Below are 24,208 nucleotides of genomic sequence, written 5' to 3'. Positions count from 1 at the left end.
GTGAGCGATGCATCCGTCCAGTACGTCACCGGCAGGTTCATCCGCACCGACCTCGACTGCGTGCCCGCGCCGGAGCGCGGCGCCGACCCCGCATCGGCATGCGAGGCGATGCTCATCGAAGGCGGCCGTATCGTCGCGATCGGCTCGCGCGCAGAGATCTCGGCGCCCGCCGGTGCCGAGAAGGTCGACCTCGGCGAGGGCTGGGCGATCCCCGGCCTCATCGAACCCCATGGGCATCCGTCGGAGTCGGCGGCTCTCATGGGCGACGGCGTCATCGATATCCGCCCGGTGACGCTCGGCGGCGCAGACGAGGTGTGGGGCGCCATCCGGTCGGCGATCACAGCGCGGCCCCGCACGGCACGGGTCGTCGCGAACGGGTGGGATCCGCTGCTGCAGCTCGGCCTCGTGCCGCCGAGCATCGACGAACTCGACGCGCTCGCGGGCGACCTGCCGCTCGTGATCGTGCACAATTCGCTCCACTCCGCGTACTTCAACTCGGCCGCTGCGCGAGAGGCCGGCGTCGACCGGGGCACCCCCGACCCCGCCGGCGCCTCGTTCGCGCACGACGCCTCGGGCGAGCTCACCGGGCTGGCGCTCGAAGCCGGCGCGGTGTCGATGATCGTCGCGCCGGCGCTCGCCGCGGCCGAAGCGGAGATGCCCGAGCGCCTCGCCGCCCACCTCGCGGAGCTGCGCCGTGAACGGGGCATCACGACCATCGCCGACCTCACCTGGACGCACGACCTGCACCGTCTCGCGACCGGGATGACCGCGGCCGGGACGCTGCCCGTGCGCCTGCGCGGCTACGAGATGTCGCGCCCCGGGGCGAGCGCCTCGGTGCCGCGCGAGAACGGCGACGCGCGGTACCGGCAGGTCGGCATCAAGATCTGGTCGGACGGCTCGCCCTGGGTCGGCAACATCGCGACATCGTTCCCGTACCTCGACACTGCCGCGACCCGTGCGCTGGGCTTCGCGCCGGGGCACATCGGTCACGCGAACTACACGACCGATCAGCTCATCGACATCGGCTCGCAGTACGCGGGCGAGGGCTGGCAGTTCGCCTGCCACTCGCACGGCGATGTCGCCATCGACAGCACCCTCGACGCCTATGAAGCGCTCATTCGGCGCTTCGGCCTCACCGACCACCGCTTCAGGATCGAGCACTGCGGTCTCATGACGCCCGAGCAGTTCAGGCGGGCGGCAGACCTCGGGGCGACCGTGAGCCTGTTCGTCGACCACATCACCTATTGGGGCGACGTGATCATCGACGACCTCTTCGGCGAGCGCGGCGAGGGGTGGGCCGACGCCGGTGCCGCCTTCGCGGCGGGCCATCGCGCGACCTTCCACAACGACGGCACCGTCACCCCGTGCGAGCCGCTGCGCAACATGGCCGTCGCCGAGACGCGCGTCTCCCGCACCGGGCGGCAGCTCGGAGGCGCGGGGGCCTCGCGTCTCGACGCACTGCGGGCGCACACTTCGCACGCGGCCTGGCAGCTGCGCAGCGAGCACGAGATCGGGGCCCTCGCGCCGGGCCTGCGCGCCGATTTCGCGGTGCTCGACATCGACCCGCGCACGGCCGAGCCCGAGGCGCTCGCGAATGCGCGCGTGCTCGCGACCGCGGTGGACGGGGTGCTCGAGGGGTGAGCGGGCGGGTGCGCCGGGGCGCCGTAACCGCCGGTCAGGGCCACCGGGTCGGGGGACGAAAAACCCCCGCCGCTCTCGCGACGGGGGTGTGATCGTGCGCCCCAAGGGATTCGAACCCCTGACCTTCTGATCCGTAGTCAGATGCTCTATCCAGCTGAGCTAGGGGCGCAATGTTGATCTCTCAACTCGAAAAACTATACATGAGGCGCCTGGAAAACAAAAATCGCGCCGGAATGCCCGCGCGCGTCGCCGCCGGGAGGAGCAAGCGGGGCGGGCGCGCGGGGCGCGGAACGCATGCGGGTACCCTGGAACGCGTGTCTGAAACGATGAACGAGCACCCCGAAACTGCGTCGAGCACCGGCCTGTCCCCGGAGCTCGCGCGAGCCGAATCGCTGATCCGCGAGATCCCCGACTACCCCATCGAGGGCGTGCTGTTCCGCGACATCACCCCGCTGCTCGCCGACCATCCGGCGCTCGAGGCCACGGTCGACGCCCTGGTCGCGCCCTTCGCGGGCGAGTACGACGTCATCGCCGGGCTCGAGGCCCGCGGGTTCCTGCTCGCCAGCGCCGCCGCCTATGCGGCGGGCGTCGGCCTCATGCCGATCCGCAAGGCGGGCAAGCTCCCGCTGCCGGCGGCGCAGATCGGCTACGACCTCGAGTACGGCACCGCCGAGATCGAAGCGCACGCCGACTTTCCCCGCGGCAGCCGCGTGCTGCTCATCGACGACGTGCTCGCGACCGGCGGCACGCTCGCGGCCTCGAAGCGTCTGCTGACGGCACTCGGCTACGAGCACGCCGGCACGGCGGTGCTGTTCGAGATCGACGGGCTCGGCGGCCGCGAGGCGCTGCGCGATCCGCGTCTGCACACCGTGTTCACGAGCTGAGCGGGCGCGCTGTCATTTAGCGTCACGGGATTGGCCGCGCGTGATCGCCCGCGGGTAGTTTCGCACTCATGACGACTATCGAGACGACCACAGCCGGAAGCCTGCCGCGCACGCAGGCGCTCATCGACGCCAATCAGGCCCGCACGTTCGCCGACGACGGCTTCACGCTGCAGTCGACGCCCGAGTTCGACGCGCTCGTCGCAGAGGCCGTGCGCGACGTCGTGGAGCGCCAGCGCGAGGCAGGCATCACGCAGCCCGGCGACGGCGAGTTCGGCAAGGCGATGTCGAACGCGGTCGACTACGGAGCCTGGTGGACCTACTCGTTCCAGCGCAACTCGGGCCTCTCCGTCACCGAGCGCAACATCTTCACCCAGGAGCCCGTGCGCTCGGCCCCCGGCGACGTGCGCCTCACCTCCTTCCCCGACCGCCGCGACTGGACCCTCTTCGCCGAGGCGTACCAGGATCCCGAGAGCGGCATCAGCGTCGGCAAGAACGCGACCGCGTTCCCGACCACCACCGGTCCGATCGCGTACACCGGCCAGGAGGCCATCGCCGCAGACACCCGCAATCTCTCGGCCGCGCTGCAGAGCGGCGAGCAGGGCTTCCTCACCGCGATCGCCCCGGGTTCGGCCGCCCGCATCGAGAACGACTTCTACGCGAGCGAGCAGGAGCACATCGACGCATGGGTCGCGGCCCTCCGCGAGGAGTACCGGGCCGTGACCGACGCCGGGCTCATCCTGCAGCTCGATGACCCGTCGCTCGCCGAGAACTGGGATCAGATCAACCCCGAGCCGAGCGTCGAGGACTATCTCGCGTTCACTCAGATCCGCATCGATGCGATCAACGAGGCGATCAAGGGCCTGCCGAAGGAGCAGGTGCGCCTGCACCTGTGCTGGGGCTCGTGGCACGGCCCGCACACCACCGACGTCGAGCTGAAGCACATCCTGAAGACCGTGCTCGGCGCGAACGTCGGCCAGATCTCGTTCGAGGCCGCGAACGCGCGCCACGAGCACGAGTGGACTGTGTGGGAGGAGAATAAGAGCATCATCCCCGACGATCTGATCCTCGTTCCCGGCGTCATCGGCCACTCGACGAACCTCGTCGAGCACCCCGACCTCGTCTCGCAGCGCATCGAGCGCTTCGCGAAGATCGTCGGCCCCGAGCGCGTCATCGCCGCGACCGACTGCGGCCTCGGCGGCCGTGTGCACCCGCAGATCGCGTGGGCGAAGCTCGAGGCGCTCGGCGAGGGCGCCCGCCGCGCCGCCCAGCGCGTCTAGCTCTTTCCGCCCCTCCGCGTCGACGGGGTGCCATGCACCTCGCGACCGGAAGCAGCGGGCCCGGGGAGCGACCGGTGTCGCTTTTGCGATGGAGCTCCGTGATATTCCATCACGGGGCGAGAGCGCAACGTCGCGATGCCGGTCGCTCCCCGGGCCTGCTGCGTCTACGACTGCACCAGCGCGTGGCACCGCATTACGCGCTCCCGCCACCAGGTCTCGCGATCGGGGGCGGCGCGGTACTGCTCGATCCGTGCGGCATCGGGCTCGGGCCGCTCGACAGGGATCCCCCCGCCCATGGGCACCAACGGCTTCCGGGCGACGTCGCCCTCGAGCAGCGCGACCGTGCCGAGCCCGCAGGCCCCGGCGAGCAAGCCGTCCGGGAGCGCCGCGGCGAGACGCGCGCCCATCGCGATGCCCACGGAGGTGTCGAGCGCGCTCGAGACGACGACCGGCAGCCCCGCCTGCTCGACGATGCCGAGAGCGCGGCGGATGCCGCCGAGCGGCTGCGCCTTGATGACGAGCAGGTCGGCCGCGCCGGCGCGCGCGACCGCGAGGGGATCGCTCGCCTTGCGCACGCTCTCGTCGGCCGCGATGCGCACGCTGCCCGCGAGGCGCCCGCGCAGCTCCACCAGCTCCGCGACCGAGGCGCACGGCTGTTCCGCGTAGTCGAGGTCGAACTCCGCCAGGGCGTGCAGCGCGGCCTCCGCCTCGTCGACGGCCCAGCCGCCGTTCGCGTCGACGCGCACCTTCGCGTCGGGGCCCATCGCCGCGCGCACCGCACGCACGCGGGCGACGTCGTCGGCGAGCGACTGGCCGCGTTCGGCGACCTTCACCTTCGCGGTGCGGCAGCCGGGGAAGCGCGCGAGTATCTCGGGTACCGCGCCCGCCGCGACCGCGGGAACCGTCGCGTTCACCTCGATGCGATCGCGCAGCGCCCGGGGCTGCGCGCGCCAGCCGAAGTCGAGCGCCGCCGCGAGCCATGCCGACGCCTCGGTGTCGCCGTACTCGGGGAACGCCGAGAACTCGCTCGCGCCCTCGGGCCCTGCGAGGATCGCGGCCTCTCGCACCGAGATGCCGCGGAACCGGGTGCGCGTCGGAATCGCGACGATCTGCAGCGACGCGAGCACCTCGTCGAGGGAAGGCGCGGGAAGACGGTCGGGGAGCGGGGCGGGCATGCCACGATCATGGCACGTCGGCCTCCGGTAGGAGAGGATTGCAGCATGGAAGCAGAACCGACCGCCACCGGCGCCGACACCGATACCGGCACCGCGCAGCCGCACGAACCCCACGACGCGCGCATCGGCCAGAAGCTCAACTGGCTGCGAGCCGGCGTGCTGGGGGCGAACGACGGCATCGTCTCGACCGCGGGCGTCGTCATCGGCGTCGCCGCCGCCACTCCGGGCAACGTCGTCGCCATCGCGACCGCGGGCCTCGCGGCGCTCGTCGCGGGTGCATTCTCGATGGCGGGCGGCGAGTACGTCTCGGTCAGCACGCAGCGCGACACCGAACGCGCCATGATCGAGCAGGAGAAGCGTGAGCTGCGCGAGCAGCCCGAGGAGGAGCTCGCCGAGCTCGCCGGCTTCTACCGCGACCGAGGGCTGTCGCCCGAGCTCGCCGACCGGGTCGCCGCCGAGCTCACCGCGCACGACGCGCTCGCCGCCCATGCCGAGATCGAGCTCGGCATCGACCCCGACGAGCTCACGAGCCCGTGGGCCGCGGCCGTGTCGTCGTTCGTCGCCTTCACGGTCGGCGCGCTCATCCCGCTCATCATGATCCTGCTGCCGTTCGACGGCAACCGGGTCTGGGTCGCGGCGCTCGCCGTCGTCATCGGGCTGCTGCTCACCGGGTGGATCAGCGCCACCCTCGGCCGGGCGCCGCGATTCAGGGCGATCGTGCGCAACGTCGCGATGGGGTCGGCCACGATGGCGGCGACGTACCTCATCGGCCTGCTCTTCGGGGTCGCCGTCTCGTAGGCTTGAAGGCATGACGCACGATGCACAGCCGGCCGTACCGCCGCGCAAGGTCTCCGACATCTTCGACCCGGCCGAATGGCGGATCGCCCCCGGCGCCGAGGGCTATACCGACATCACCGCGCACCTGAGCCTCGACGGCCGCATCGCTCGCATCGCCTTCGACCGCCCCGAGGTGCGCAACGCCTTCCGCCCGCACACGGTCGACGAACTCTCCGACGCCCTCGAACGGGTGCGCGTCAACGGCGAGGTCGGCGTCGTGCTGCTCACCGGCAACGGTCCCTCCCCGCGCGACGGCGGCTGGGCGTTCTGCTCGGGCGGAGACCAGCGCATCCGCGGCCGCGACGGGTACCAGTACTCCGACTCCGAGACGACCGTGGGCGCTGCCGCGCAGGCCCGGGCCGGCCGCCTGCACATCCTCGAGGTGCAGCGGCTCATCCGTTTCATGCCGAAGGTCGTCATCGCGCTCGTGCCCGGCTGGGCGGCGGGCGGCGGGCACTCGCTGAACGTGGTCTGCGACCTCACCATCGCCTCGCGCGAGCACGCGAAGTTCAAGCAGACCGATGCCGATGTGGGCTCGTTCGACGCCGGCTACGGCAGCGCCTACTTCGCGCGCCAGGTCGGCCAGAAGTTCGCGCGCGAGATCTTCTTCCTCGCCGATACCTACGACGCCGAGCGGGCGCGCGAGATCGGCGCCGTGAACGAGGTCGTCGCGCACGAGGACCTCGAGCAGACCGGCATCGCATGGGCGCGCACGATCCTCGGCAAGTCGCCGACCGCGATCCGCATGCTCAAGTACGCGATGAACGCGGTCGACGACGGCATCGTCGGCCAGCAGCTGTTCGCCGGCGAGACGACGCGCCTCGCATACGGCACCGACGAAGCGGTCGAGGGGCGCGACTCGTTCCTCGAGAAGCGCGACCCCGACTGGAGCCCGTTCCCGTACTACTACTGAGCCTGAGCGGCCCACGGTGCCCCGTCGTGCCCCGTGCGGGGAGCGGGATGGGTTTGGTGCACTATCTGGTCTGAATAGTGCACCAAACCCATCCCGCTCTGCGCGTACGGCAGGGCGCGCAGCGGTGCGCCGCCGCGCTACGCGGCTGCGGCGGCCTGCTGCGCCTTCTTCTCGCGGCGCAGCTCGTGCAGAATGGGCTCGGTGTAGCCGGAGGGCTGCGACGCCCCCTCGACGATGAGCCTGCGTGCCGCGGTGAAGGCGAGGCCGGGGGTCTCGCCGTCGGCGCCGAGCAGCGCCTCGTAGAGCGGGTCGCCCGCGTTCTGCCGGTCGACCACGGCCGAGTAGGCGCGCAGCGCCTCGTCGACCTGCGCTTCCGTGATGACGCCGTGCAGCAGCCAGTTGGCGAGCAGTTGCGACGAGATGCGCAGCGTCGCGCGGTCCTCCATGAGGGCGACGTCGTGGATGTCGGGCACCTTCGAGCAGCCGACGCCCTGGTCGATCCAGCGCACCACGTAGCCGAGGATCGACTGGCAGTTGTTCTCGAGCTCGGTCCGCACGACCTCGGGGGAGAGGTCGCCCGGGCCGGCGAGCGGGATGCTGAGCAGCTCGTCGAGGCTCTGCTGCGCTGCGGCCGACCCCGGTTCGAGGGAGGGCAGCGCGGCGCGCGCAGCGAAGGCGTCGGCCCGGTGGTAGTGGATGGCGTGCAGCGTCGCCGCGGTCGGCGACGGCACCCACGCGGTCGAGGCGCCCGAGCGCACGTGACCGATCTTCTGCTCGAGCATGTCGGCCATGAGGTCGGGCATCGCCCACATGCCCTTGCCGATCTGGGCGCGGCCGTCGAGGCCGCAGGCGACGCCGATCTCGACGTTGCGCGCCTCGTAGGCGGAGAGCCACGGCTGCGTACGGATGGCGCCCTTCGGCAGGAAGGGGCCCGCGTGCATCGAGGTGTGGATCTCGTCGCCGGTGCGGTCGAGGAAGCCGGTGTTGATGAACACGACGCGATCCGCCGCGGCGGCGATGCAGGCCGCGAGGTTCGCCGACGTGCGCCGCTCCTCGTCCATGATGCCGACCTTGAGGGTGCCGCCGGGCAGTCCGAGCAGCGCTTCGACGCGGCCGAACAGCTCGACGGTGAACGCGACCTCGTCGGGCCCGTGCATCTTGGGCTTCACGATGTACATCGAGGGCGTGCGCGAGTTGGCCTGCGCGCCGCGGATGTCGTCCAGCGACCCGAGGGCCGTCATGATCGCGTCGACGATGCCGTCGGGCGTCTCGGCGTCGGTGCGGTCGAGGATCGAGTCGCCCGTCATGAGGTGGCCGACGTTGCGCACGAACAGTACGGAGCGGCCGGGCAGCACGATCTCGCCGCCGTCGGGCGCGGTGAACACGCGGTCTGCGTTCAGTTCGCGGGTGAACGTCTCGCCGCCCTTCGAGACCTCCTCGGTGAGGGTACCGTCCATGAGACCTCGCCAGTTGCGGTAGCCGAGCGCCTTGTCCTCGGCGTCGACGGCGGCGATCGAATCCTCGAGGTCCATGATGGTGCTGAGCGCGGACTCGAGCACGATGTCCTGCACGCCGGCCGCGTCGGTGCGGCCGATGGCGCCGGCGCGGTCGATGACGATGACGAGATGAATGCCGTGGTGCACGAGCAGCACGCTGTCCGGGGTCTCGGGGGAGCCCGTGTAGCCGGCGAAGCCCGCGGCGTCGGCGAGACCGGTCTCGGCGCCGCTTCCGAGGGTCGCGACGAGCGCGCCGCCCCGAACGATGTAGCCGGTGACGTCGGCGTGCGATCCGTGGCCCAGCGGTGCCGCGGTGTCGAGCAGCTCGCGGCCGCGCGCGATCACGGCCGCGCCGCGCTCGGCGTTGTAACCGGCGCCGGGGGCGAGGTCGCCCTGCTGCGAGATCGCGTCGGTGCCGTAGAGCGCGTCGTAGAGGGAGCCCCAGCGCGCGTTCGCGGCGTTGAGCGCGAAGCGGGCATTGAGAATGGGCACCACCAGCTGCGGGCCGGCGAGCGACGCGACCTCCGGGGCGACGTTCTCGGTGCCGACGGCGATGTCCTCGGGCTCGGGGGCGAGGTAGCCGATCTCGGTGAGGAACGCGCGATAGGCCTCGGGGTCGGGGCGGCCCGGGTGCTCGCGGTGATACGCGTCGAGGCTCGCCTGCAGCGCGTCGCGCCGGGCGAGCAACTGCGCGTTCTTCGGCGCGAGCTCGTGCACGAGGCCGCTGACGCCCTGCCAGAACGCGTGGGCGTCGAGGCCGTGCCGTGCGAGCGACTCCTCGGCGAAGTCGACGATCGGCAGGGCCACGGAGAGGTCTGCGCGGGCGGCGTAGTCGGTCATGTCGGGCTCCAATGCTGGTCGAGCGATCTGGTTCCACGATAGAAGCGATTCTGTACTTCGAAATCATAATTCCGTATTGTGAAATTCATGACGTCAGGGATCGCCTCGGAACCTCCACTCGCCGAATCGCCCCAGCCGCCCGGCCGGGTGCAGTCGGTCGCCCGCGCCTTCGGCCTGCTCGAGCTGCTCGCCCGCGCGGAGACCCCGCTGCCGCTCGCCGACATCGCCGCCGAGGCGGGCCTCGCCCAGCCGACCGCGCACCGGCTGCTGCGCACCCTGCTCGAGCTCGGCTACGCCCGGCAGCTCGACAGCCGCCGCTACGCCCTCGGGCCGGGCCTCATCGGCCTCGGCGAGGCCGCGACGCCCGTGCTCGCCGAGCACGCCCGCGCGAAGCTCGTCGGCCTCGAAGCCGCGGCGCAGGAGACGGCGAACCTCGCCATCCTCGACGGCGACCTCGTCACCTACATCGCGCAGGTGCCGTCGCGGCACCGCATGCGCATGTTCACCGAGGTCGGCCGCCGGGTGCTGCCGCACGCGAGCGGCGTCGGCAAGGCGATGCTCGCGACGCTGCCCGATGCCCGCGTGCGATCGCTCGTCGTCCGCACCGGGCTGCCGCGATTCACGCCGACCACGCTCACGTCGGCGGACGCCCTGCTCGCCGACCTGCGCGAGACCCGTCGGCGCGGCTTCGCGATCGACGACGGGGAGCAGGAGGTCGGCGTCAGGTGCATCGCCGTGACGATCCCTGGAGCCGAGCCGCCCGCCGCCGTCTCGATCTCGGGGCCCGCGACCCGCATGACCGATGAGATCGTCGCGACCGCGGTCGACGAGCTGCTGCGCGCCGCCGACGGGCTGCGGGTGGCGCCGGAGATTCGGCACCCGGGCCGACCGAGTACCCTGGACGGGTGACTCCGACAGGCGGCCTCCGTGCCATCCCGACCGCTGACCGCGCCTGGCTGATCGCAGCCCTCGGCGACGCGCTGAACGGCGGCGCCCCCGTGCTGCCCGTGTCGGGCGATGCCGATGAGACGGTGATCGCGGCGCTGCAGGCGGCCCCGCTTCCGACCGGCACCGCGCTCGTGCTGCGCACCTCCGGGTCGACCGGCGTGCCGAAGGCCGTCGCGCTCTCCGCAGGTGCGCTGCGGGCGAGCGCCGAGGCCACCCACGAGCGCCTCGGCGGCCCCGGCCAGTGGCTCGTCGCCCTGCCCGCGCATCTCATCTCGGGGCTGCAGATGCTCGTGCGCAGCGCGCTCTCGGGCATCGACCCCGTGTTCTACGACGGGCCGTTCGACCCCGCCGGCCTGCTGCGGGCGGCCGAGAAGATGGAGGCCGAGCGCCGCTACGTCTCGCTCGTGCCGGTGCAGCTGTCGCGGCTGCTCGACCTCGCCGAGCGCGACTCCGACGCGGCCGATGCGCTGCGCGCGTTCGACGCGGTGCTCGTCGGCGGCCAGGCCGTCTCGCTCCAGCTGCGGCGCCGCTGCCACGATCTCGGCGTCGCGCTGAAGCGCAGCTACGGCATGAGCGAGACCGCGGGCGGCTGCGTCTACGACGGCGTCGAGATCGGCGATACCCGCGTGCGCATCCGCGAGGGCGAGGTGCAGCTCGCCGGCCCGTCGCTCGCCCTCGGCTACGTCGGCGACGCCGCGCTCACCGCCGACCGCTTCGTGCTGCACGAGAACCGCGACGGAACCCTCACCCGCTGGTACCGCACGGGCGACGCCGGCGAGCTGCTGGGCGGCATGCTCACGGTGACGGGCCGGCTCGACCGCGTGATCGTGTCGGGAGGCGTCAACGTCTCGCTCGACGAGGTCGAGCGCGTCGTGCGCGAAGCGGCCGGTATCGAGTCCGTCGTCGCCGTCGGCGCTCCGCACCCGGAGTGGGGCGAGCGCGTCGTGCTCGTCGTCGAGGCAGCGACGCCTCCCGCCGCCGTGCCGGCCGTGGAGGCCGCCCGCGCCGCGCTGCGCGAGCGCCTCGGCGCCGCCGCCGTGCCCGACCGGGTAGTCGAAATGGAACAGCTGCCGCGCCTCGCGGGCGGCAAGGTCGATCTGCGCGCGCTCGCGGAGTCCGTGCGCGCGCACGAAGGAGCACACGAATGAACGCGAAGGATCTGCGCCGCTCGGGCAACCCGGCCCGCCGCGCCGCCGCCGAACGGCAGGCCTCGGTCGGCGCGGCCCCGCGCATCACCTGGCGCAGCTGGGTCGGCGGCGCGCGCCTGCGCACTCTCCCGCTCGCCGTCGCCCCGGTCGCCGCGGGCGCCGGCATCGCGCACATGGTGCACGGCTTCTCGTGGACGCTGACGCTGCTCGCGCTCGCCGTCGCCGTGCTGCTGCAGATCGGCGTCAACTACTCGAACGACTACTCCGACGGGGTGCGCGGCACCGACGAGTTCCGCGTCGGCCCCGCCCGCCTCACCGGGTCGGGGCTCGTGAACCCGAAGAGAGTGCTCGCGACGGCGCTCGTATTCTTCGGCCTCGCGGCCGTCGCCGGCCTCGTCGCGGTCGTGCTCAGCGGGCGCTGGTGGTTCCTCGCGCTCGGCGCGGTCGCGATCGTCGCGGCCTGGTTCTACACGGGCGGCAAACGCCCCTACGGCTATGCGGGGCTCGGCGAGGTGATGGTGTTCATCTTCTTCGGCATCGTCGCGACCGTCGGCACCGTGTACCTCCAGACCGACGTGCAGACGCAGGAGATGTGGTGGGCGGGCGCGGGCGTCGGCCTGTTCGCCGTCGCGGTGCTCGTCGTGAACAACCTGCGCGACATCCCCACCGACCGGCTCGCGGGCAAGAAGACGCTCGCCGTGCGCATGGGCGACCGCGCGTCGCGAGCGCTCTACATCGCGTGCGTCGTGCTGCCGTTCGGGGTGCCCGCGTTCTTCGGCCTCGTGTACCCGGGCATGCTGCTCGTCTGGTTCGTGCTGCTCGCCGTCGCGCCGTGCATCCTCATCGTCATCACGGCGAAGACCGCGCGCGAGCTCATCCTCGTGCTGCAGCTCACGAGCCTCGCGGCACTCGCCTACGGCGTGCTGCTCGGCTGCGCCTTCGCGTTCTAGTTCGCGGGGCCGGCGCTCGGCGATCCCTGGCCGGGATCTGCCGCCGGAGTCTCGGTCTCGGGAGTCTCCGCCGCATCGACCGCGTCGTCCTCGACCAGGGCGTCGGCCCGGCCGTGGTCGCGGGTGCGCCACTCGTAGATGCTCTCGGACGCGACGGAGCGCTGCTTCGACAGCAGCAGCACCGATAGCGCGACGCCGATGAGCGCCGCGAAGACGGCGGCGAGCCAGACGCGCACGCCGATGACGTACATCAGACCGAACGGCACTGCGAAGAACAGCAGGCGCAGCACGATGTAGACGGTCCAGGCGTTACGGGTCTTGCTCATTCCCCCGAGTGTAGCCGTGCGGGCTGGGTCGAATCCGGGTGCGCGGGCGCGGCCGGAGCCGAGGCTCGCGCGGCATCCTGTACTCCAGCAATGTGTCAGCGCTGCGGGCTAGCATGGGGGTATGGTGCGGGTTGTGATCATCGGAATCGTCGTAGCCGTCGCATTCACGCTGTATGCGTTGGTCGATGCGGCTATGACCGAGGGGGCTCGGGCGCGCGGCGTCAGCAAGCCTGTTTGGGTGGTGCTGGTCGTGCTGCTGCCGGTGATCGGCGGGGTGCTCTGGTTCATGATCGGCAAGGGATCGATGCCCGAGCCCGAGCCGGTGCCCGCCGATGACGACCCGCGGTTCTCGGGCGCCCGCATGTCGCGCGACGACCTCGACGCGCACATGCGCGTGCTCGAGGAGCAGCTGAAGGCGCTCGACGACGAGGTGTACCCGGGCGAGGACGGCGGGAGCGGCGAACTCGGCCCCGACGCCCCGAAGCCCGACGACACCGAACCGCCGAAGCCGTGACGGCCCGACCGGCCGCGGCGACCGTCTTCGCGGTCGAGCTGCTCGGCGAGCTGATCCGCCGGGGCGTGCGCGACATCGTCGTCTGCCCCGGGTCGCGCTCGCAGGCGCTCGCCCTGGCCGCGGCGGCGGCGGAGCGCGCCGATGCCATCCGGCTGCACGTGCGCGTCGACGAGCGCTCGGCCGGCTTCTTCGCGCTCGGCATCGCCCGCGAGACGGGCCTGCCTGCCCCGGTGGTCGTGACCAGCGGTACGGCGGTCGCGAACCTCGCCCCCGCCGTGCTCGAAGCGCACGAGGCCCGCGTGCCGATGCTCGTGCTCACCGCCGACCGGCCTGACGAGCTGCGGGGCATCCGCAGCAACCAGACCACGCGGCAGCTCGGCCTCCTCGGCGGCGGCCTGCGCCTCGCCCTCGACGTGCCCGCGCCCGAATACGCCGAGAACGGTGACATCGTGCGCTCGGCCGCGCTCGCCCGCGGCGTGACGAACGACCCCGGGCGCCTCGCCGCCGCTGCGCTCGCCGCATCTCTCGGCCGCCCGGGCGGGCTGCCCGCGGGCCCGGTGCAGCTGAACCTCGCCTTCCGCGATCCGCTCTCGGGCGTCGCCGGTTTCGACGCGATGATCGCGGGCGGCTTCGAGGCCGCCGCGCTCGAAGCGGATGAGCTGCGGGCCGCCGGTGCCGCTGCGGATCCGGAAGCGACCACCGGGGCCGGCCCGGACGCCGCCGCCCCGGCTCCGGGCGCGTACGTGCACGACGGCGACGCGCTCGCGGTCGTGATCGCGGGCGACGGCGCGGGAACCGAGGCCGAGGCGTTCGCGCAGGCGGCCGGCCTGCCGCTGCTCGCCGAGGCCGTGAGCGGGTCGCGCTTCGGCCGCGAGGCCATCACCGCCTACCAGACGCTCATCGACGACCCCGAGATCGGCGGGCTCATCGAGCGCGCGATCGTGTTCGGCCACCCGACGCTCACCCGCCAGGTGCCCGCGCTGGCGAAGCGCGACGACGTCGAGGTCGTCGTCGTCGACCCGCACGCGGGCGTCGACCACTACCTGCCGTCGCCCGACGTGCGCGTGGTGCCGGCGGCCGTGGTGGCACCCGGGCACGACGCGCGGCGCATGCGGCGCTGGCTCGGCGCCTGGGTCGTCGCCGACCGCGCCCTGCAGCGCGAGCGCAGCACCGTGCACGAGCCCGACTTCGATGCGGCGGTCGCCACCGAGTACAAGGCGCGCAACGAGTACGCGCGCACCGAACTCGCCGCTATGCGCGAACCGGTGACCCGCGAACTGCTCACGGAATCGGTGTGGCGCGCGACGTGGCCGCACGACCGGCTCGTCGTCGCCGCCTCGCGCCTCGTGCGCGTGCTCGACTCGCTCGCGCCGTCGCGCCGCGTCGAGGTGCACGCGAACCGCGGGCTCTCGGGCATCGACGGCACCGTCGCGACCGCGCTCGGCATCGCCGCGGCGAGCCAGGGCGCCGACGACCCCGCCCGCGCCGCCGGCACGACGCGCGTGCTCATCGGCGACCTCGCCCTGCTGCACGACGCCGGGTCGCTGCTCCTGCCCGAGGCCGAGGAGCGCCCGCGCATTCAGCTCTTCGTCGGCAACGACGGCGGCGGCACCATCTTCGACGGGCTCGAGGTCGCCGGCTCGGCTCCAGCCGACGACTTCGTCCGGGTGATGACGACACCGCACGGCGTGACGCTCGAGTCGCTCGCCGCGGCCTACGGCTGGGAGTACCGCAGAGTCGCCACCCGGAATGAGCTCGAGCGCATGCTCACCGAGCCCGCAACGGGCCCGATGCTCGTCGAGGTGCCCCTGGCGTAGTGCCACTGGCCGAGAAGCCGTTTCACCGCTATTCGAGGCCCGATGCGCTCAGCTGCGTCGCCCCCTCCAGGCATTCTGCTCAGGTGAGCAAACTGACTCTCAAGTGTTGTTCTGTGTTCTCGGCTTTCCTAGCCTGATTACCGGGTGCGCAAGGCACTACGTCGAAGCGGTCACCGCACCGCGAAAGGGAGGAACCGCCGCATGGATGGCAAGATGAAGGCCGCAGTACTATATGAGCCGGGCGACATCCGTGTGGAGGAGGTCCCCGTTCCCGCCATCGCTCAGAACGAGTTGCTGGTCGAAGTGGCCGCATGCGGCGTATGCGGATCCGATATTCCGCGCATGATGGTCAATGGCGCGTACTACTCGCCCATCATCTGCGGCCACGAGTTCGCCGGGCACGTCGTGGAGATCGGCGACGCAGTCACTGCTTTCAAGGCCGGCGATCTGGTCACCGTGCCCCCGTTGCTGCCATGCCGCACGTGCGAGAGCTGCTCCGAAGGGCATTTCAGTCTCTGCGAGGACTACGACTACTTCGGCAGCCGCCGCAGCGGGGCCTACGCCCGTTACGTCAATGTGCCCGAAGACAACGCGCTGCTCGTCCCGGAAGATCTCGACCCCCGTGCAGCGGCCATGATCGATCCCGCGGCGATCGCGCTGCACGCCATACTGAAGACCGACCTGCGCGAGGGGCAGCGGGTCGCGGTGCTGGGCGCGGGCCCCATCGGGCTCTTCGCCATCGAGTGGGCGCTCCTCTACGGTGCGAGTGAGGTGCTCGCCCTGGATGTGAACGAGGAGAAGGCGGCGATGGCTCGCCAGGCTGGAGCGACGCTCACCGCGACGAATGCCGAGGAGGCGTTGACGCTCGCCGGGAGCGGGTTCGACGTGCTGATCGAGACCGCCGGAGTCCCTCCGACCATCGCACTCGCGCCCAATCTGCTGGCGCGCCACGGTCATGCCGCATTCATCGGGATCCCGAATCATCCGATCGAACTCGACAAGAAGACGTTCTCCAACTTCCTCCGACGAGAGATTACTCTGCATGGCAGCTGGAACTCCTTCTCGGCTCCGTTCCCCGGCCGCGAATGGACCGAGTCCGCGCGGCGGCTCGCCGATGGCAGCCTCGGGTGGGAGTTCATGATCACGCACGAGCTCGGCCTCGACGCGCTTCCTGAGACGATGCGACAGCTCGCGGATCGGTCCGTATTCTCCTCGAAAGTACTCTTTATCCCGACCAAGTCCTAGGCTGACGAGCATGAACGATGACGATGAATTGCTCGCGGTCAAGGCTGCTGAGCTCTACTACAACGAGGACAAGACGCAAGGTGAAATCGGCGCTCTGCTGCAGATCACCCGGTGGAAAGTCGGTCGTCTCATCGTTCATGCCAAGGAAGCGGGATACGTCCGCATCGAGATCGTCCACCCGCGGGCGCGTCGGGGGCACCTCGAACGCGATCTCTGCGAGCGGTTCTCGCTGCAGGACGCCGTCGTGGTGCCGAGCCTCGATCAGAACGATCCGATCGCCCTCCGACAGCGGGTCGCCGAGGCCGCGGCCGAGTACCTGACCAGCATGCGCCCGGTGACGAAACTGCTCGGGATCAGCTGGGGGCGCACGTTGCACGATGTCGCTTCAGCATTGCGACAGGATTGGGCGCGGGGAGTGCACGTCGTGCAGATCAATGGCGGAGTGAGCCTGAACCGGCGTGCGAGTTCGGCAGCTGATACGGCGGCGATGATCGCGCGAAAGGGGCATGGTTCGGCCTCGATGCTGCCGAGCCCGGCGATTCTCGAGCGCGTCGAGACGAAGATCGCGATCGAGAACGACCGCACCGTGGCCGGTGTGCTCGACAGCGGTCGCCATGCCGATACCTGCCTCTTCAGCGCCGGCCCGGCCGACCTCGGGTCGGTGCTATCGGAGAGCGGGTATCTCTCGCAGAATGATCTCCTGGTGCTCCGCAGTCGAGGCGCAGTGGGCGATGTGCTGGGACGCTTCATCGATGCGAACGGGTACCCCGTCGATCCCGAACTCGATGAGCGAACGGTCGGGCTCGGCCTCGACGACCTGCGCAACGCCCAACGATCCATCGCGGTGATTTCGGGCGAAGCCAAGCACGATGTGTGTCGAACCGTCGTATCGTCGGGTCTGTGCACCGTGCTGATCACGGACGAGATCACCGCGCAGCATCTGCTCGACGAATCGCTGTGCAAATAGTCAGATGTTCATCCGAAGAAAGGATCAAGGATGACCCAAGGTAAAGAAGCGGTAACCGCAGTTGCGACTGCGGACCGGGCCGCCGACGCGGTCGATGTTCTCGGGGGCGCCGCGAGCGAGGTGAACCTCCGCCGTTTCCTCCACGGTCTCCCCGGTGTCGATGGTGTCGGGCTCAGCGCTCGCGCCGCCGGCCTCGGCACCCGCTCGATCAAGACGACGTCGAAAGCCTGGGCGCTCGACCGCACCATCGGTCTGATCGACCTGACCACGCTCGAAGGCGCAGACACCCCGGGCAAGGTGCGCTCCCTCGTCGCGAAGGCGAAGACGCCCGACCCCGCAGACCCCACCTGCCCGCAGGTCGCCGCGGTGTGCGTCTACGGCGACCTCGTCGACGTCGCCATCGAGGCGCTCGGCGACGACCATGTCTCGCGCGGCGGCTCCATCACCGTGGCCGCCGTCGCCACTGCTTTCCCGAGCGGCCGCGCGTCGCGCGAGGTGAAGCTCGCCGACGTGCGCGACGCCGTGAGCGCGGGCGCCGACGAGATCGATATGGTCATCGACCGCGGCGCCTTCCTCGCCGGGCGCTACGGCGAGGTCTACGACGAGATCGTCGCGGTCAAGGATGCGTGCCGTCGCCACGATGGCCCCGACGCCCACCTCAAGGTGATCATGGAGACGGGCGAGCTCAAGACCTACGACAATGTGCGCCGTGCCTCCTGGCTGTCGATCCTGGGCGGCGGCGACTTCATCAAGACCTCCACGGGCAAGGTATCACCTGCGGCAACGCTGCCCGTGACCCTGCTGATGCTCGAGGCCGTGCGCGACTGGTATCTGCTGACCGGTGAAAGGATCGGCGTGAAGCCGGCGGGCGGTATCCGCTCGTCGAAGGACGCGATCAAGTACCTCGTCACCGTCGCCGAAACCGCCGGCGAGGAGTGGCTCGTGCCCGAGCTCTTCCGCTTCGGCGCCTCGAGCCTGCTGAACGACGTACTGCTGCAGCGCCAGAAGATCTCGTCGGGCCGGTACTCCGGCGGCGACTACGTGACCATCGACTGACCACACGGATTACGGAGCACACATGTCATTCCTCGAATACGCCCCGGCCCCCGAGTCGCGGTCGATTCTCAGCCTGCAGGACGAATACGGCCTGTTCATCGATGGCGAGTTCGTCGAGGGGCGCGGCACGCCCTTCGAGACGATCTCGCCCGCCGACGGTACCCGCCTCGCGATGATGTCGGCCGGCGACGATAGCGACGTCGACCGCGCAGTGATGGCCGCCCGCCGAGCCTACGAGCGCACCTGGTCGAAGCTCTCGGGCGCCGACCGCGGCAAGTACCTCTTCCGCATCGCTCGCCTGGTGCAGGAGCGCTCTCGCGAGCTTGCCGTCGCCGAGAGCCTCGACAACGGGAAGCCCATCAAGGAGACCCGCGACTTCGACATCCCGACCGTGGCTGCGTGGTTCTTCTACTACGCCGGCTGGGCGGACAAGCTCGAATACGCGGGTCTTCGAAACCCCCGGCCCCTCGGCGTCGCCGCCCAGGTGATCCCGTGGAATTTCCCGCTCATGATGCTCGCGTGGAAGATCGCGCCCGCGCTCGCCGCAGGCAACACGGTCGTGCTGAAGCCCGCGTCGACGACCCCGCTCACGGCGATCCTCTTCGCCGACATCCTGCAGCAGGCCGACCTGCCGCCGGGCGTGGTGAACATCATCACCGGCCCGGGCAGTATGGGCAACGCGCTCGTGACCCACCCCGAGGTCGACAAGGTCGCCTTCACCGGATCGACGGCGGTCGGGCAGCACATCTCGCGCGCGATCTCGGGCACCCGCAAGCGGCTGACGCTCGAGCTCGGCGGCAAGGGCGCGAACATCGTGTTCGACGACGCCCCGGTCGACCAGGCCATCGAGGGCGTCGTGAACGGCATCTTCTTCAATCAGGGCCAGGTCTGCTGCGCCGGTTCGCGGCTGCTCGTGCAGGAGTCGATCCATGACGAGTTCGTCGACCGGCTCAAGCAGCGCATGTCGACTCTGCGTGTCGGAGACCCCCTCGACAAGAACACCGACATCGGTGCGATCAACTCGGCAGCGCAGCTGCAGACGATCACCGAGCTCTCGGAGGCCGGCGTCGCCGAGGGCGCCGAGATGTGGGCGCCCGATTGCCCGCTGCCCGATCGCGGCTTCTTCGCCCGCCCGACGATCTTCACCGGCGTCTCGACGAGCCACCGCATCGCGCGCGAAGAGATCTTCGGCCCCGTGCTGAGCATCCTCACCTTCCGCACCCCCGAAGAGGCCGTGGCGAAGGCGAACAACACCCCGTACGGTCTGTCGGCAGGAATCTGGAGCGACAAGGGCTCCCGGGTGCTCGCCGTCGCCGATCGCCTGCGCGCCGGCGTCATCTGGACCAATACGTTCAACCGCTTCGATCCGGCATCGCCGTTCGGCGGATATCGCGAATCCGGGTACGGCCGCGAGGGCGGCCGCCCGGGACTCACCTCGTACCTCGCCGACGCGGCGAGCGATCAGATCTCGCAGAAGGGGGCCGACCAGTGACGAGGCTCGCCATTCCCAAGACCTACAAGCTGTTCATCGGCGGGAAGTTCCCCCGCAGCGAATCGGGGCGCTCGTACCGGGTGCTCTCGAAGAAGGGAGCCTTCGTGGCGAACGCAGCGCAGGGATCGCGGAAGGATGCACGCGACGCGGTCGTCGCCGCGCGTGCGGCCTTCGCCGGCTGGTCGGGCGCCACCGCATACAACCGCGGGCAGATCCTCTACCGCATCGCCGAGATGCTCGAGGGTCGTCGGGCGCAGTTCGCCGACGAGATCCAGTCGCTCGAGGGCGGCACCGCCCAGGCGGCGAAGCAGCAGGTGGATCATGCGATCGACCTCTGGGTCTGGTACGCAGGCTGGGCCGACAAGTACGCCCAGGTCGCGGGCAGCGCGAACCCCGTCGCGGGCCCCTACTTCAACCTTTCGGTACCCGAGCCGACCGGCGTCGTCGCGGCGATCGCGCCGCAGACGGGCGGCAGCCTGCTCGGCCTCGTGAGCGTCATCGCCCCGGCGATCGTCTCGGGCAACACCGTCGTCGCAGTCGCGCACGAGGCCGCTCCGCTGCCGGCGATCTCGCTCGCCGAGGTGCTCGCCACCAGCGACCTGCCGGGCGGCGTCGTCAATATCCTCAGCGGCTCGCCCGCCGAGATCGCGCCGTGGCTCGCGGGCCACGCCGACGTCAACGCGATCGACCTCGCCGGATGCGGCGATCTCGACTGGCCCGAGCTCGAGCGCACCGCTTCGGATACCGTGAAACGCGTCGTGTTCCCGATCGCGGGCGACAGCGCGGCTGCCTCGCTCGAGCGCATCCTGTCGCTCGTCGAGATCAAGACGGTCTGGCATACCAAGGCCGTCCTCTAGAGTCCGACAGGAACCCGATCTTCGCCGCTTGGCCGGCGAGGATCGGGTTTTCTGTGTCTCAAATCGTTATGTATGTGCTCACTTGAGCGGCCCGTGTCGTCATCTGCGCGGATGTGTGGATCGCGTTGACCCTGCGGGCACGAGCTTATTGACTGAAAGAGTTCGGAAGCGCGAGTGCGCAACCGCCAAGTATCGACAATGGAGTTATTGATGATTGGACTGGAGTTCCACTCTCCCGATGCACTGCGCATCGCGGACCTGGAGCGCCCTTCGGCCAGCGACGGCGAGATGGTGATCGATATGGTCGCAGTCGGCATCTGCGGCACGGACCTCAAGATCGCCCGCGGGGAGCATCGGTTCTTCCCGCCGGGCACCGTCCGAGTTCCGGGACATGAGGTCGTCGGTCGCGTGCGCGAGAACCGATCGGCGTGCAACGACCTGAAGGTCGGAGACCTCGTGGCGGTCGCCCCGAATGTCGCCTGCGGAACCTGCAACTCCTGCCGACGTGGCCACCCGAATCTTTGCGAGCAGTACGAGGCGATCGGACTGACCTTCAACGGGGGTCTTGCGGAGTCCATGCTGCTCCCGAGCCGCGCGGTCGAACAGGGCAATGCGATCCCTGTCCCAGCGCATATGGACCCGCTGGATGCAGTGCTCATGGAGCCGCTGGCCGCCGTACTGCGCGGCCTGCGTGCGATCGACTTCACTGCGGGAGATTCCCTCGTGGTCATCGGAGCCGGCCCGATCGGACTCATCGCGGTCAAACTCGCCCGCCAGCTCGGCGCTGCGAAGATCATCGTCTCGCAGACCTCGACGGCCCGTCGCGAACTGGCGCGTACCTTCGGCGCCGACAACACCGTCGACCCGCGGTCCGAGGATATCGTCGAGGCGGTGCGACGGCATACCGGGGGAGCGGGCGCTGATTGCGTGCTCGTCGCGACGCCGATCCCCGAAGTGTTCCGCAGCTCGTTCGAGCTGGCCGCCGTCGGCGGCCGGATCAACTTCTTCGCAGGGCTCCCGAGCGGCAAGGGCGAGACTGTGCTCGACGCCAATCTCGTCCACTATCGCGAGCTCACGGTGACTGGATCGACGGCGAACTCAACCGAAGACTGCGTCGCAGCCCTCGATATCCTTGCCGAACACGCCGAAGACTATCGGCAGTTGATCACCCATACCGTGCCGCTGGTACGCGCCGCCGAGGCATTCGAGACCGCGGCCACCGGGACTGCGTTGAAGGTGGTGGTGACACCATGAGCGAACCAGTCTTCGTGGCCTGCGACATGGGCACGACGCTGATCAAAGCCGCTGTCGTCGACCTGTCCGGGAACGTGCTGGCTGCGGCTTCGGTACCATCGCGCCTCGACCGTCCCGCACCGGGCGTGATCGAGCAGGATCTGCTCGAGATCGAGCAGCAGGCGTATACAGCGATCGGGAAAGCGGTTTCGGCCTCCGAGCGCTCATCAGATATCGCCGGTGTTTCGTTCTCGAGCCAGATGGCAGGAATCGGCGCGGTCGGCGAAGATTTCGGGCCAGCGGCGCCGTTCGATTCCTGGCTCGATTCCCGCTGCAGTCGTGATATCTACGAGATGGAACCGATGGCGCGCCGGGTCACGCAGATCGCCGGCTGCCCGCCCTCGTACTCCCACGGCACGAAGATCCGATGGATGCAGCGGGAGCGACCGGCGGAGTACGCTCGTACCGTCGCCTTCCAAGTGCCCGGGCCGTATGTGGCGGCGCGTCTGGCCGGGCTGGGGGCGGCGGGTGCATTCATCGACCGCCCGAACCTCTGCTTCTCGAACCTCTCCGACACCGACCGAGGCATGTGGTCGGAAGAGCTCGTCGGTCTCTTCGGCATCGACGGATCCAAGCTGCCGCGTATCGTCGAGGCGACCGACATCATCGGCACCGTGAGTCGTGAGGCCTCGGCCGCGACGGGAGTTCCGGAGGGCGTGCCGATCGCCGCGGGCGGCGGCGATCAAGTGATCGCGGCTCTCGGGGCGGGCGTCGTGGCGCCGGGCCGGGCGTCCGACAGCGCGGGCACTGCGAGCCTGTTCTCGATGGGCCTCGATCGTTGGGCGCCGGATACCGAACGGATGGCGATGGTCACCGCGACCTCCGTGATTCCCGGGCTCTACCTCTCGTTCTCGTTCGTGAACGGCGGCGGCCTCGGGCCCGAGTGGGTGCGCGGCACGATCGTCGACCACCCGGGCATGGCGGACGAGGCATTTGCCGACCTCGAGCACCTCGCGAACCAGGTGCCCCCGGGCTCGGAGGGTCTGATCTGGCTGCCGCATTTCCAGGGCGGCGTGCTGCCGCCGAAGCCGTATCTGCGCAGCGGTTGGGTCGGCCTCACCTCGGGGCATGGCCGCGGCCACCTCTACCGCTCGGTGCTCGAGGGCATCGCCTACCAGTACGCCGAGTGGGCGGATCGCGCCCCGGCGATCACGGGCGAGCAGCTCACCGAGGTACGGGCGATGGGCGGCGGAGCGAAGTCCGATCTCTGGGTATCGATCAAGGCAGACGTGCTGGGAGTGCCGGTCGTGCGCATGCAGAAGTCGGAGTGCGCGCTGCTCGGGAATGCGCTCGTCGCGGCTGCGGCGACCGGGCACGTGACGGACATCGCGACGACCATCGATTCCTGGCACGACCTCGGGGAACCGGTGCGCCCCGATCCCGCACGCCATTCGACCTACCGACGCTACCTCGAGGTGTTCAACGAACTCTCAGACCAGGTCGACCCCACTTTCCGCCGGCTGCAGGAGATTGCGGACGGGGTCGCGGGCTAGGACGAATCCGCCCGGCGACCCGATCAGACCTATAGACCCACTACCCACATCCAATCTAGAGAAAGAAACCATCATGGCCAAAGCTGTCCATCACATTCCTCGGGCGCTGACGTTCACCGCGCTGGCTACCGCACTCGTACTCGGGGCAACCGGCTGCGCCGGATCGGGATCGGATTCCGGCTCCGGAGAGGGCGGTGGCACGAAGATGGGCGTCACCGTCTCGAACAGTACGAATCCCTTCTTCGTCATGGAATCGCGCACGGCCGAAGAGGCCGGCAAAGAGGCGGGGTTCGAAGTGATCTCGCAGGAAGCTGGTGAGGATGTCCAGACTCAGAGCGACCAGATCGATCAGTTCATCACCTCGCAGGTGAGCTTCATCGTGATCGATCCGGTCGACTCCGACGGAGTCGGCCCCGCGGTCAAGCGCGCTGTCGAAGCCGGTATTCCGGTCGTCGGGATCGACTCCGTCACCAAGAACGCCAATGTCTCGGTGACCACCAACAACGTCCAGGCCGGAGAGATCAGCTGCACCTCTCTTGCGGAGCAGCTCGGCGGTACGGGCAAGATCGCCATCCTCGACGGCACTCCCATCTCGGCCGTCTCCGACCGCGTGGTCGGCTGCAAGAACGTGCTCGAGGGATACCCCGACATCGAAGTCGTGGCCGAGCAGCGCGGCGATAACAGCCGCGACAAGGCGCTGCCGGTGGCGACCGACATCTTGACCGCGAACCCCGACATCGACGGCATCTTCGCGATCAACGACCCGACCGCCGCAGGTGTCGAGCTCGCTGCCAAGCAGAAGGGCATGAAGATCATCATCACTTCGGTCGATGGCGCCCAGTCGGCGGTGGACTCCATCCTCGGCGAGGGCATGATCACCGCCACTGCGGCTCAGGATCCGGCGGCTCTCGCCCGCAAGGGTGTCGAACTCGGCGCACAGCTCGCGAAGGGCGAGAAGGTCGAGGACGACCTGATCGAGCTTCCGACCGAGCTCGTCGACGCGGATACGGCCAAGAACTACACTCCCTGGGGGTGAGTG

General features: G+C 70.1%; 21 protein-coding genes and 1 tRNA gene. 18 read left to right on the top strand and 4 right to left on the bottom strand.

The window, feature by feature from the left end; translation table 11 throughout:
• Positions 1–1,641: an amidohydrolase family protein gene (locus ACUYTF_RS03470; RefSeq protein WP_434143099.1), complete on the top strand. Its 1,641-nt coding sequence runs from the start codon at positions 1–3 to the stop codon at positions 1,639–1,641.
• 95 nt (positions 1,642–1,736) lie between these two features.
• On the opposite strand, the gene ACUYTF_RS03465 is transcribed toward ACUYTF_RS03470, so the two are convergent.
• A tRNA-Arg gene (locus ACUYTF_RS03465) sits at positions 1,737–1,810 on the bottom strand.
• 157 nt (positions 1,811–1,967) lie between these two features.
• Here ACUYTF_RS03465 and ACUYTF_RS03460 point away from each other — a divergent pair.
• Both ACUYTF_RS03460 and ACUYTF_RS03455 read left to right on the top strand, forming a co-directional pair.
• Positions 1,968–2,525, top strand: coding sequence for an adenine phosphoribosyltransferase (locus ACUYTF_RS03460; RefSeq protein ID WP_434143210.1), 558 nt, complete (start codon positions 1,968–1,970; stop codon positions 2,523–2,525).
• 68 nt (positions 2,526–2,593) lie between these two features.
• Positions 2,594–3,802 carry a cobalamin-independent methionine synthase II family protein gene (locus ACUYTF_RS03455; protein WP_434143100.1) on the top strand — a complete coding sequence of 403 codons (1,209 nt, stop codon included), beginning with the start codon at positions 2,594–2,596 and terminating at the stop codon, positions 3,800–3,802.
• A 164-nt stretch (positions 3,803–3,966) separates the two neighbouring features.
• On the opposite strand, the gene ACUYTF_RS03450 is transcribed toward ACUYTF_RS03455, so the two are convergent.
• Positions 3,967–4,977, bottom strand: coding sequence for an o-succinylbenzoate synthase (locus tag ACUYTF_RS03450; protein WP_434143101.1), 1,011 nt, complete (start codon positions 4,975–4,977; stop codon positions 3,967–3,969).
• Positions 4,978–5,022: 45 nt separating this feature from the next.
• On the opposite strand from ACUYTF_RS03450, the gene ACUYTF_RS03445 reads away from it, so the two are divergent.
• Together ACUYTF_RS03445 and ACUYTF_RS03440 are read left to right on the top strand one after the other, a co-directional pair.
• Positions 5,023–5,775 (top strand): VIT1/CCC1 transporter family protein, encoded by a 753-nt coding sequence (locus ACUYTF_RS03445; RefSeq protein ID WP_434143102.1) that lies wholly within the window; start codon positions 5,023–5,025, stop codon positions 5,773–5,775.
• Positions 5,776–5,785: 10 nt separating this feature from the next.
• Entirely contained in the window at positions 5,786–6,727 is a 942-nt protein-coding gene (locus tag ACUYTF_RS03440) for a 1,4-dihydroxy-2-naphthoyl-CoA synthase (protein ID WP_434143103.1), read from the top strand.
• 137 nt (positions 6,728–6,864) lie between these two features.
• On the opposite strand, the gene ACUYTF_RS03435 is transcribed toward ACUYTF_RS03440, so the two are convergent.
• The gene (locus tag ACUYTF_RS03435) at positions 6,865–9,063 is read right to left on the bottom strand and encodes a malate synthase G (RefSeq protein WP_434143104.1); all 2,199 of its coding nucleotides are present in this window, start codon (positions 9,061–9,063) and stop codon (positions 6,865–6,867) included.
• 87 nt (positions 9,064–9,150) lie between these two features.
• Here ACUYTF_RS03435 and ACUYTF_RS03430 point away from each other — a divergent pair, with 87 nt between their 5' ends.
• The 3 genes from ACUYTF_RS03430 to ACUYTF_RS03420 are packed head-to-tail and all read left to right on the top strand — an operon-like array spanning position 9,151 to position 12,109.
• A complete protein-coding gene (locus ACUYTF_RS03430) occupies positions 9,151–9,972 on the top strand; it encodes an IclR family transcriptional regulator domain-containing protein (protein ID WP_434143105.1) in 822 nt (273 codons plus the stop codon).
• Positions 9,969–11,159 carry an AMP-binding protein gene (locus ACUYTF_RS03425; RefSeq protein WP_434143106.1) on the top strand — a complete coding sequence of 397 codons (1,191 nt, stop codon included), beginning with the start codon at positions 9,969–9,971 and terminating at the stop codon, positions 11,157–11,159. Before ACUYTF_RS03430 ends, ACUYTF_RS03425 begins: the two co-directional genes overlap by 4 nt.
• Positions 11,156–12,109, top strand: a complete 954-nt coding sequence (locus tag ACUYTF_RS03420) for a 1,4-dihydroxy-2-naphthoate polyprenyltransferase (RefSeq protein WP_434143107.1) — start codon at positions 11,156–11,158, stop codon at positions 12,107–12,109. The genes ACUYTF_RS03425 and ACUYTF_RS03420 overlap by 4 nt, the downstream gene beginning before the upstream one ends.
• On the opposite strand, the gene ACUYTF_RS03415 is transcribed toward ACUYTF_RS03420, so the two are convergent.
• Entirely contained in the window at positions 12,106–12,435 is a 330-nt protein-coding gene (locus ACUYTF_RS03415) for a DUF4229 domain-containing protein (protein ID WP_434143108.1), read from the bottom strand. The genes ACUYTF_RS03420 and ACUYTF_RS03415 overlap by 4 nt on opposite strands.
• 121 nt (positions 12,436–12,556) lie before the next feature.
• Between ACUYTF_RS03415 and ACUYTF_RS03410 the strand changes: the two genes are divergently transcribed.
• The 10 genes from ACUYTF_RS03410 to ACUYTF_RS03365 all read left to right on the top strand — a co-directional run bounded on the left by ACUYTF_RS03410 (position 12,557) and on the right by ACUYTF_RS03365 (position 24,205).
• Complete coding sequence (locus ACUYTF_RS03410; protein WP_434143109.1) at positions 12,557–12,949, top strand: PLDc N-terminal domain-containing protein; 393 nt, start codon at positions 12,557–12,559, stop codon at positions 12,947–12,949.
• Positions 12,946–14,766, top strand: a complete 1,821-nt coding sequence (gene menD, locus ACUYTF_RS03405) for a 2-succinyl-5-enolpyruvyl-6-hydroxy-3-cyclohexene-1-carboxylic-acid synthase (RefSeq protein ID WP_434143110.1) — start codon at positions 12,946–12,948, stop codon at positions 14,764–14,766. The genes ACUYTF_RS03410 and menD overlap by 4 nt, the downstream gene beginning before the upstream one ends.
• 201 nt (positions 14,767–14,967) lie before the next feature.
• Complete coding sequence (locus ACUYTF_RS03400; RefSeq protein ID WP_434143111.1) at positions 14,968–16,011, top strand: galactitol-1-phosphate 5-dehydrogenase; 1,044 nt, start codon at positions 14,968–14,970, stop codon at positions 16,009–16,011.
• Positions 16,012–16,021: 10 nt separating this feature from the next.
• Positions 16,022–16,978, top strand: coding sequence for a sugar-binding domain-containing protein (locus ACUYTF_RS03395; protein WP_434143112.1), 957 nt, complete (start codon positions 16,022–16,024; stop codon positions 16,976–16,978).
• A gap of 30 nt (positions 16,979–17,008) precedes the next feature.
• Entirely contained in the window at positions 17,009–18,034 is a 1,026-nt protein-coding gene (gene deoC / locus ACUYTF_RS03390) for a deoxyribose-phosphate aldolase (RefSeq protein ID WP_434143113.1), read from the top strand.
• Between the two features lie 22 nt (positions 18,035–18,056).
• Complete coding sequence (locus ACUYTF_RS03385) at positions 18,057–19,526, top strand: aldehyde dehydrogenase family protein (protein ID WP_434143114.1); 1,470 nt, start codon at positions 18,057–18,059, stop codon at positions 19,524–19,526.
• Positions 19,523–20,383, top strand: coding sequence for an aldehyde dehydrogenase family protein (locus tag ACUYTF_RS03380; RefSeq protein ID WP_434143115.1), 861 nt, complete (start codon positions 19,523–19,525; stop codon positions 20,381–20,383). Before ACUYTF_RS03385 ends, ACUYTF_RS03380 begins: the two co-directional genes overlap by 4 nt.
• 210 nt (positions 20,384–20,593) lie before the next feature.
• The gene (locus ACUYTF_RS03375) at positions 20,594–21,637 is read left to right on the top strand and encodes a zinc-binding dehydrogenase (RefSeq protein WP_434143116.1); all 1,044 of its coding nucleotides are present in this window, start codon (positions 20,594–20,596) and stop codon (positions 21,635–21,637) included.
• Positions 21,634–23,169, top strand: a complete 1,536-nt coding sequence (locus tag ACUYTF_RS03370) for an FGGY family carbohydrate kinase (protein WP_434143117.1) — start codon at positions 21,634–21,636, stop codon at positions 23,167–23,169. Before ACUYTF_RS03375 ends, ACUYTF_RS03370 begins: the two co-directional genes overlap by 4 nt.
• Before the next feature lie 73 nt (positions 23,170–23,242).
• Positions 23,243–24,205, top strand: coding sequence for a substrate-binding domain-containing protein (locus ACUYTF_RS03365; RefSeq protein WP_434143118.1), 963 nt, complete (start codon positions 23,243–23,245; stop codon positions 24,203–24,205).
• Positions 24,206–24,208 lie beyond the last annotated feature (3 nt).

The organism is Leucobacter sp. GX0328 (genome assembly GCF_053567315.1).
Note: the sequence above shows the minus strand (reverse complement) of the source record. Positions and strands in the feature narration are given on the sequence as shown.

Bases quoted from the DNA above. Each gene is read 5' to 3' on its own strand.
- ACUYTF_RS03460 (WP_434143210.1), top strand. From the start codon at position 1,968: ATGAACGAGCACCCCGAAACTGCGTCGAGCACCGGCCTGTCCCCGGAG.
- ACUYTF_RS03455 (WP_434143100.1), top strand. From the start codon at position 2,594: ATGACGACTATCGAGACGACCACAGCCGGAAGCCTGCCGCGCACGCAG.
- ACUYTF_RS03450 (WP_434143101.1), bottom strand. From the start codon at position 4,977: ATGCCCGCCCCGCTCCCCGACCGTCTTCCCGCGCCTTCCCTCGACGAG.
- ACUYTF_RS03445 (WP_434143102.1), top strand. From the start codon at position 5,023: ATGGAAGCAGAACCGACCGCCACCGGCGCCGACACCGATACCGGCACC.
- ACUYTF_RS03440 (WP_434143103.1), top strand. From the start codon at position 5,786: ATGACGCACGATGCACAGCCGGCCGTACCGCCGCGCAAGGTCTCCGAC.
- ACUYTF_RS03435 (WP_434143104.1), bottom strand. From the start codon at position 9,063: ATGACCGACTACGCCGCCCGCGCAGACCTCTCCGTGGCCCTGCCGATC.
- ACUYTF_RS03430 (WP_434143105.1), top strand. From the start codon at position 9,151: ATGACGTCAGGGATCGCCTCGGAACCTCCACTCGCCGAATCGCCCCAG.
- ACUYTF_RS03420 (WP_434143107.1), top strand. From the start codon at position 11,156: ATGAACGCGAAGGATCTGCGCCGCTCGGGCAACCCGGCCCGCCGCGCC.
- ACUYTF_RS03415 (WP_434143108.1), bottom strand. From the start codon at position 12,435: ATGAGCAAGACCCGTAACGCCTGGACCGTCTACATCGTGCTGCGCCTG.
- ACUYTF_RS03410 (WP_434143109.1), top strand. From the start codon at position 12,557: ATGGTGCGGGTTGTGATCATCGGAATCGTCGTAGCCGTCGCATTCACG.
- ACUYTF_RS03400 (WP_434143111.1), top strand. From the start codon at position 14,968: ATGGATGGCAAGATGAAGGCCGCAGTACTATATGAGCCGGGCGACATC.
- ACUYTF_RS03395 (WP_434143112.1), top strand. From the start codon at position 16,022: ATGAACGATGACGATGAATTGCTCGCGGTCAAGGCTGCTGAGCTCTAC.
- deoC (WP_434143113.1), top strand. From the start codon at position 17,009: ATGACCCAAGGTAAAGAAGCGGTAACCGCAGTTGCGACTGCGGACCGG.
- ACUYTF_RS03385 (WP_434143114.1), top strand. From the start codon at position 18,057: ATGTCATTCCTCGAATACGCCCCGGCCCCCGAGTCGCGGTCGATTCTC.
- ACUYTF_RS03375 (WP_434143116.1), top strand. From the start codon at position 20,594: ATGATTGGACTGGAGTTCCACTCTCCCGATGCACTGCGCATCGCGGAC.
- ACUYTF_RS03370 (WP_434143117.1), top strand. From the start codon at position 21,634: ATGAGCGAACCAGTCTTCGTGGCCTGCGACATGGGCACGACGCTGATC.
- ACUYTF_RS03365 (WP_434143118.1), top strand. From the start codon at position 23,243: ATGGCCAAAGCTGTCCATCACATTCCTCGGGCGCTGACGTTCACCGCG.